General features: G+C 64.7%; 6 protein-coding genes and 1 rRNA gene. 3 read left to right on the top strand and 4 right to left on the bottom strand.

Annotated features, from left to right (window positions below; genetic code table 11):
- Nucleotides 1–98: ribosomal RNA gene (gene rrf / locus AB4Z32_RS21955) — 5S ribosomal RNA — on the top strand; the annotation flags it as partial.
- A gap of 216 nt (nucleotides 99–314) precedes the next feature.
- On the opposite strand, the gene AB4Z32_RS21950 is transcribed toward rrf, so the two are convergent.
- From AB4Z32_RS21950 to AB4Z32_RS21940, 3 genes are all read right to left on the bottom strand, one after another.
- On the bottom strand, nucleotides 315–788 hold the full coding sequence (locus AB4Z32_RS21950; RefSeq protein ID WP_442123993.1) for a YbhB/YbcL family Raf kinase inhibitor-like protein: 474 nt from the start codon (nucleotides 786–788) through the stop codon (nucleotides 315–317).
- Between the two features lie 75 nt (nucleotides 789–863).
- Nucleotides 864–2,315 (bottom strand): DHA2 family efflux MFS transporter permease subunit, encoded by a 1,452-nt coding sequence (locus tag AB4Z32_RS21945; protein WP_442123992.1) that lies wholly within the window; start codon nucleotides 2,313–2,315, stop codon nucleotides 864–866.
- Nucleotides 2,316–2,411: 96 nt separating this feature from the next.
- A complete protein-coding gene (locus AB4Z32_RS21940) occupies nucleotides 2,412–2,969 on the bottom strand; it encodes an acyloxyacyl hydrolase (protein WP_442123991.1) in 558 nt (185 codons plus the stop codon).
- A gap of 111 nt (nucleotides 2,970–3,080) precedes the next feature.
- Here AB4Z32_RS21940 and AB4Z32_RS21935 point away from each other — a divergent pair, with 111 nt between their 5' ends.
- A complete protein-coding gene (locus AB4Z32_RS21935) occupies nucleotides 3,081–3,983 on the top strand; it encodes an NAD(P)-dependent oxidoreductase (RefSeq protein WP_442123990.1) in 903 nt (300 codons plus the stop codon).
- 57 nt (nucleotides 3,984–4,040) lie between these two features.
- On the opposite strand, the gene AB4Z32_RS21930 is transcribed toward AB4Z32_RS21935, so the two are convergent.
- Complete coding sequence (locus AB4Z32_RS21930) at nucleotides 4,041–5,234, bottom strand: M20 aminoacylase family protein (protein ID WP_442123989.1); 1,194 nt, start codon at nucleotides 5,232–5,234, stop codon at nucleotides 4,041–4,043.
- Between the two features lie 129 nt (nucleotides 5,235–5,363).
- Here AB4Z32_RS21930 and AB4Z32_RS21925 point away from each other — a divergent pair, with 129 nt between their 5' ends.
- Nucleotides 5,364–7,439 (top strand): molybdopterin-containing oxidoreductase family protein, encoded by a 2,076-nt coding sequence (locus AB4Z32_RS21925; RefSeq protein ID WP_442123988.1) that lies wholly within the window; start codon nucleotides 5,364–5,366, stop codon nucleotides 7,437–7,439.
- The last annotated feature ends 27 nt before the right edge of the window (nucleotides 7,440–7,466 follow it).

Raw genomic sequence — 7,466 nt, 5'->3', positions numbered from 1 at the left:
AAGTCGGTACCACCCCTTCCCATCCCGAACAGGACCGTGAAACGACTTTGCGCCGATGATAGTGCTGCAACCAGTGTGAAAGTAGGTTATCGTCAGGCTAATTATTCGCAGAAGCCCGCTCAATTCCTTGAGCGGGCTTTTTGCTTTTCCAGCCAAGATCCGGGCATTCTATCCGAGCAAATCGGCGGGCAGATAAAAGCAGGTTTTGTCCTGACCGGATTTTACGAAGACCCAAGCCGAATCCGCGCTTCGTGATCGACCATTACCTGCCGACCTTCCTCACCACGCAGGCCGGCAAACCCCGAGCGCTGAGGCTAGCGCTTGTGGTAAGTGCCGATCAGCTGCCCCTGCGCGAGCACATGCCCTTTCATCGCCTTTTCCAGCTCGGCCTTGGTTGGATGGCCGAGGTCCGGCAATTCCACATCCAGGGCGTAGAGCTTGTGCACATAGCGGTGCGTCCCCACCGGCGGGCAAGGGCCGCCATAGGCGCTCTTCTTCCAGTCGTTGAGGCCGGTGCGTGTGCCCGGCGGCAGGTCCGTGCCGCGCACGCTCGAGGGCAGGCTGGCCGCCGAGAGCGGGATGTTATACAGGACCCAGTGCACCCAGGTCATCTTGGGCGCCGCCGGGTCCGGTGCGTCGGGATCGTCGACGATCAGAGCGAAGCTTTTCGTTCCCGGTGGCGCGCCCGTCCACGACAGGGCGGGCGCGGTATCGGTTCCGTCGCAGGTGTGAATTGCCGGAATGTTGCCGCCGGCATCGAAGTCGGCCGAAACGAGTGACAGGCTCATGCTTTTCTCCTGACAGGACTGGATCTCTCCCTCGCTTCGACTCTATACCGCTCCGGCGCTTGCCGGCGCGAGGGATCAGGCTTGCGACAGCGGCGCCGAATCCTGGGTGGCGGCTTCCTCGGGTCGTTGCTTGCCGCGGCTGATGCTCTCGCCGTCGCTGCGGCGCAGGCGCCAGAACACGAAGGACGACAGCATCGTCGTGACTGCCAGCGTCAGGAAAGCGTGGTGCAGGGCCGAGGTCACCATCAACTGGTTGGTCTGCGGCACGCGGCCGAGGAACCAGGCCGTCACCAGCGAACCGCTCGCCAGTCCGAAACTCATCGACAGCTGCTGGAGGGAGCTGGCGATCGTGCTGGCCATGCTGGAATCCTGTTGCGGAACGTCCGCATAGGCTAGCGTATTCATGCTCGAGAATTGCAGCGAATTGAAGAAGCCCTGCAGCAGGCCGATGCCGGCGATCGCATACCAGGGCGTGCCCGGTCCCACCAGCGCGAATAGCGCGATCGTCAGGCCGATGCAGATGGTGTTCACGATCAGCACCTGGCGGTAGCCGAAGCGGGCCAGGACCCTGGGTGCGATCAGTTTCATGCCCATCGCCGCGGCTGCGGTCGGCATCATCAGGAGGCCGGACTGCCAGGCAGGCAGTTTCAGACCCAGCTGATACAGCAGCGGCAGCAGGAAGGGCAGGCCGCCGATACCCAGGCGGGTGATGAAACCGCCCAGCACCGCGATGCGGAAGGTGCGCACCTTCAGCAGCGCCAGGCGCAGCAGCGGGTGCTTGTGCTCGCTCGCATGCCAGGCATAGGCCGCCAGCAGGGCCACCGACAGGCCCAGCATCAGGACGATAGTCACGGTGTCGAGCGTGTGCTCGCCGAAGATCTCCAGCAGCCAGGACAGCAGGGCCGTACCCGAGCTGAACAGGATCAGGCCGATGGTGTCGAGCGGGCGCGGTTCGGCGCCCTTGTAATCCGGCATGTAGCGGTGCACGAGGAACAGGGCCAGCAGCCCGACCGGCACGTTGACGAAGAAAATCGCCCGCCACGAGGTCCAGTGCACGATCAGGCCGCCGACGGTCGGTCCGAGCAGGGGGCCGATCAGCGCGGGCAGGATCACGAAGTTCATTGCCCCCAGCAACTCGCTCTTGGGGAAGGTGCGGATGATGGCCAGGCGCCCGACCGGCATCATCATTGCGCCGCCAAGGCCCTGCAGCAGGCGCGCCACCACCATCATCTCGAGGTTGACCGACAGTCCGCACAGCACCGAGGCGAACGTGAAGATGGCGATTGCGATGCCGAACACGCGCCGGGTGCCGAAACGGTCGGCCATCCAGCCGCTCACGGGGATGCCGACGGCGAGGCTGAGGATATAGCAGGTAACGACGGACTTCAGGCTCAGTGGTGTGACCTGAAGGCTGGCCGCGATGCTGGGAACGGCGGTGTTGACGATGGTGGCGTCGAGCTGCTCCATGAACAGGGCAGTCGCCACCAGCCAGGGGAGGTAACTTTTGACGTTGCTGGTATCGGTCATTGGACGATTGTCACATAAATCGCCCTGGGCCGACGCAGGGGTCAGAGCCCGGTTTTCGCGGGTGGGCTCTGACCCCGGTGTTCAGCCGATACACCATTAGTAATGGTAAGCAGCTTTCACCATCAGCAGGTTCACGCCACCGTTCGGATGCTTGATGCCGCCGTTCGAGTAGTGCTGCAGGCGCGCGCCCAGTTCCCACTTGTTGGCGAACACGTAGCCGACGCCGACGTGGTCCGCGAATTCATAGGCGGTCGACAGCTGGCGGTGGGTGTTGCGGTACACATCCGAAAACAGGGCGGCGCCGATGCCGGCGTCGGCGTAGAAGCCGAGTTTGTCATCGGCTTCCCAGCGGAACACCGGGGTGATGCCGATCACGGCCAGGTTGTGGCGCTTGCCCGGCACGTCCAGCCACTGGTTGGCGCGCCAGTAGGCGATGTTGGCATCCCAGTAGCCCGACAGGTGGTGGCCGCTGGTAGCGAACCAGTTCTTGTTCCAGTCTTTCTGGGCCGACAGGCGCAGCACCTGCACGTGCTCGCCGCCGCCAGCTTCCACGGCGTAGGAGTCGACCAGGCCGTTCTGGGCGTGGCCTGCCTGTGCGGCGAACAGGGCGGCGGCTGCGGCCATCGAGGTCGCGATTTTCTTAGCGGAGAACATCTTTTTTATTTCCTTTCGATTGACGAATCCCGCTATTTTAGCGAGATGTGGGTTTTGGCGTGGCCTGTCCATCAATTGTTAGAATCGAACGATCTGCACAACGAGACCACCATGACACTTCCGACCCTGGCATTCCTCGGCATCGGCCTGATGGGCAAGCCGATGGCGACCCGGCTGGCGCAAGCCGGCTATCCTCTTCACGTCTGGAACCGTTCGCCGGCCAAGGCCGAGGCCTTGCGCGGCGTCGGCGCCATCCCCAGGCAAGACCTGCACGACGCGGTGCGCGATGCCGATATCGTGATCACCATCCTGGAAGCGGGACCGGTGGTCGGCCAGGTGCTGGCCGCCGCGCTGCCCGCGCTGAAACCCGGCGCGCTGTGGATCGACATGAGTTCCACCCGGCAGGACGAAGCCCTGGCCTTCCATGCACAGTTGCAGAAAGCCGGCTGCCGTTTCGTCGATGCGCCGGTGTCCGGCGGCGTGGTGGGCGCGGAGGCGGGCAAGCTGGCCATCATGGCCGGCGGCGATGCGGCCGATTTCGCGGAAGCCGCGCCCGTGCTCGAAAAGATGGGCTCGGCCACCCTGGTCGGCCCGGCCGGCAGCGGCCAGGTCGCCAAGCTGTGCAACCAGCTGATCGTCGGCGCGACCATCAATGTGGTCGCCGAGGCCCTGTTGCTGGCCCAGGCCGCGGGCGCCGATCCGGCCGCCGTGCGCGAGGCGATCCGCGGCGGCTTTGCCGGCAGCCGTGTGCTGGAAGTGCATGGACAGCGCATGCTGGAGCGGAACTTCGTGCCGGGCGGGCAGGTGAAAACCCAGCTCAAGGATCAGCGCAATATCCTGGCCGCAGCGGGGGAGGTGGGCGTGAAGCTGCCGGTGACCGAGTTGGTGACGCGGCAGTACGAGACGATCGAGGCGGATTTGCCGACCGCCGATCATGCGGCGGCCTTGATTGCGTTGGAGAGGTTGAATCCGGGGAAGCGTGTTGGCGCCGGGGCGGACACGCTGCCGGAGTAGCGAGCAAACCTGGGGGATAGTGCCGGGGCACTATCCCGCCTTCGCGGGGCGACGAACTTAGGCCGGAGGCAAGCTCATCTCGGCCAACCTCACCCAGTAACTGGCCCCGATCGGCAACAGCTGATCGTTGAAGTCATAGCTGCCATTGTGCAGCTGGCAAGGGCCGAGGCCATGGCCGCCGGCGCGGTGGGCGCCGTCGCCGTTGCCGAGGAAGACGTAGCAGCCCGGCTTGGCCTGCAGCATGAAGGCGAAGTCCTCGGCGCCCATGGTCGGCTCCACGTTGGCGTCGACATTGTCTTCGCCGACCACCGCCTTCATCGCCTCGACCGCGAAGGCCGTCTGTTCCGGATGGTTCACCAGCGGCGGGTAATTGCGCTTGAACGAGAAATCGACGCTCGCATTGAAGGCCGCGCAGACGCCCTGCGCAATCTCGCCCATGCGGCGCTCGACCAGGTCGAGCACTCCGGTGGTGAAGGTGCGCACGGTGCCGACCAGTACCGCTTCGTCGGGGATCACATTGGTGGCGCTGCCGGCGTGGATCTGGGTGATCGACAGCACGGCGGTATCCAGCGGGTTCTTTTCGCGCGAGATGATGGTCTGCCAGCTTTGCGCGATCTGCACCGCCACCATCACCGGATCGATGCCGCGGTGCGGCTGCGCGGCGTGGGCGCCCTTGCCCTTCACGACCGCGCGGAACTCGTTACTGGATGCCATCATCGGGCCGGCGACCACGCCGAACTTGCCGGCCGCCATACCCGGCCAGTTGTGCAGGCCATACACGGCATCCATCGGGAAGCGTTCGAACAGGCCGTCGTCCATCATGCGGCGGGCGCCGGCACCGCCTTCTTCGGCCGGCTGGAAAATCAGGTACACGGTGCCGTCGAAGTTGCGGTTCTGCGACAGATAGTGGGCTGCGCCCAACAGCATCGTGGTATGGCCGTCATGGCCGCAAGCATGCATCTTGCCGGCATGGCGCGACGCGTGCTCAAATGTGTTGAGCTCCTGCATCGGCAGGGCATCCATGTCGGCGCGCAGGCCGATTGCGCGTTCGGACGGGCCGTTCTTGATGATGCCGACCACGCCGGTGACGCCAAGGCCACGGACCACAGGGATGCCCCATTCGGTCAGGCGGGCTGCCACGACATCGGCGGTGCGCTGTTCTTCGTAGCAGAGTTCGGGATGTGCGTGAATGTCGCGGCGGATGGTCTCGAGTTCCGCCTGGTGCGCGAGGATAGGTTCGACAAGTCTCATTCTGTTCTCCCTATACATGTTTTCAACTATTGTAGCCCTTCCGAAGCCGCCACGGCCAGTGCCGTCACAGGGGCCGCAGGAATCGTCTAAACTATTGGTTTCTCGACGTTTTTCCCCGGATCCGATTCCATGACCAAGACCCTTGTCAAGGCCACCTGCCCGCACGACTGCCCCGATACCTGCGCCATCCTCGTCACCGTGGAGGACGGCGTCGCAACGGAGGTCAAGGGCGATCCGGATCACCCGACCACGGCCGGGGTGCTGTGCACCAAGGTTTCGCGCTACATCGACCGCACCTATCATGCGGACCGCCTGCTGTACCCGATGCGCCGCGTCGGCCGGAAGGGCGAAGGGAAATTCGAGCGCATCAGCTGGGAGCAGGCCCTCGACGAGATCGCGGCGCGCCTGGCGCCGATCGCGGAACGCGACCCGCAGGCCATCCTGCCCTACAGCTATTGCGGCACCATGGGCCTGGTGCAGGGCGAGGCGATGGCGATGCGCTTCTTCAACAAGGTCGGCGCCTCCTTCCTCGATCGCACCGTGTGCGCGACCGCCGGCACGACCGGCTACAAATACACCATCGGTGGTTCGATCGGCACCGACATCGAACAGTTCCAGGACGCGAAACTGATCCTGATCTGGGGCGGCAATCCGATCGCCTCGAACCTCCACTTCTGGATGCGCGGGCAGGAAGCCAAGCGCCGCGGCGCGAAGCTGATCGCGATCGACCCGTATCGCTCCCTGACGGCCGAGAAGTGCCATCAGCACATTGCCGTCCTGCCGGGCACGGACAGCGCGCTGGCGCTGGGCATGATGCACGTGCTGGTCAAGGAAAACCTGCTGGACCACGACTACATCGCCCGCCACACCCTGGGCTTCGGCCAGCTGAAGGACCGCGTGGCCGAATGGACGCCGGAACGCACCGCCGAAACCTGCGGCATTAGCGCCGAGGAAGTGGTGAACCTGGCGCGCGAGTACGGCGACACCGCGATGCGCGGCGAGCCGGTGGCGATCCGCATGAACTATGGCCTGCAGCGCGTACGCGGCGGCGGCATGGCGGTACGCAACATCGCCTGCCTGCCGGCCCTGGTGGGCGCCTGGCGCCATCCGGCCGGCGGCGTGCAGCTGTCGACCTCGGGCTCCTTCCCGTCGAACAAACTGGCGCTGCAGCGCCCGGACCTGCTGCGCGGCCGTATCCCGCGCACCATCAACATGAACACCATCGGCGACGACCTGCTGAAGGAGGCGTCCCCAAGCTTCGGTCCGAAGATCGAGGCCGTGATCGTCTACAACGCGAACCCGGTGGCGATCGCGCCGGACTCTTCGAAGGTGCAGCGCGGCTTCGAGCGCGAAGACCTGTTCACCGTGGTGCTGGAACACTTCCAGACCGATACCGCCGACTACGCGGACATCCTGCTGCCGGCCACCACCCAGCTCGAGCACGTCGACGCCCACCTGGCTTACGGCCACCTGTACATGATGGCGAACAACGCGGCGATCGCGCCCCTGGGCGAGGCCAAGCCGAACACCGAGATCTTCCGCCTGATCGCCAGGCGCATGGGCTTCGACGACCCGGCCTTCAGCGAGACCGACGACGAACTCGCGGCCCAGGCCTTCGACAAGAAGAACGCGCGCGCCGTGCACTTCGACTGGGAATCGCTGAAGCGCACCGGCTGGAGCAAGCTGAACATGCCGGCCGCGCCCTTCGCGAAAGGCGGCTTCCCGACCCCTTCCGGCAAGTGCGAGTTTTATAGCGAGTCGATGCTGGCGGACGGTCTCGATCCGCTGCCGACCTATATTCCGAATTACGAATCCGTGGCATCCAATCCCGAACTGGCAGAGAAATATCCATTGGCGATGATTTCTCCGCCGGCCAGGAACTTCCTCAACTCAAGCTTTGTCAATGTCCAGAGCCTCCGCGCCACGGAAGGTGAACCTCACCTGGACATCCATCCCGTCGACGCCGCAAGCCGCGGCATCGAGCACGGCGAGATGGTGCGCATCTTTAATGACCGGGGCTCGTTCGTCGCGCGAGCCCGTGTCACGCCCAAGGCGCGGGCCGGCCTCGTGGTCGGCCTGTCGATCTGGTGGAAAAAGCTCGCCAGCGACGGCAAGAACGCCAACGAAGTAACCAGCCAGCGCCTGACCGACATGGGCCGGGCGCCGACTTTCTACGACACGCTGGTGCAGGTGGAGAAAGCATGACCACCAGCCGCACCATGAACCTTTTGA

The organism is Massilia sp. 2TAF26 (genome assembly GCF_052115005.1).
Taxonomy (GTDB): Bacteria; Pseudomonadota; Gammaproteobacteria; order Burkholderiales; family Burkholderiaceae_D; genus Telluria.
The sequence above is the reverse complement of the archived record's forward strand: the minus strand, read 5'-3'. Positions and strand labels throughout refer to the sequence as shown.

What these genes read in the sequence shown, in the direction of transcription:
- AB4Z32_RS21950 (WP_442123993.1), bottom strand. Translation starts at nt 788, where the DNA reads ATGAGCCTGTCACTCGTTTCGGCCGACTTCGATGCCGGCGGCAACATT.
- AB4Z32_RS21945 (WP_442123992.1), bottom strand. Translation starts at nt 2,315, where the DNA reads ATGACCGATACCAGCAACGTCAAAAGTTACCTCCCCTGGCTGGTGGCG.
- AB4Z32_RS21940 (WP_442123991.1), bottom strand. Translation starts at nt 2,969, where the DNA reads ATGTTCTCCGCTAAGAAAATCGCGACCTCGATGGCCGCAGCCGCCGCC.
- AB4Z32_RS21935 (WP_442123990.1), top strand. Translation starts at nt 3,081, where the DNA reads ATGACACTTCCGACCCTGGCATTCCTCGGCATCGGCCTGATGGGCAAG.
- AB4Z32_RS21930 (WP_442123989.1), bottom strand. Translation starts at nt 5,234, where the DNA reads ATGAGACTTGTCGAACCTATCCTCGCGCACCAGGCGGAACTCGAGACC.
- AB4Z32_RS21925 (WP_442123988.1), top strand. Translation starts at nt 5,364, where the DNA reads ATGACCAAGACCCTTGTCAAGGCCACCTGCCCGCACGACTGCCCCGAT.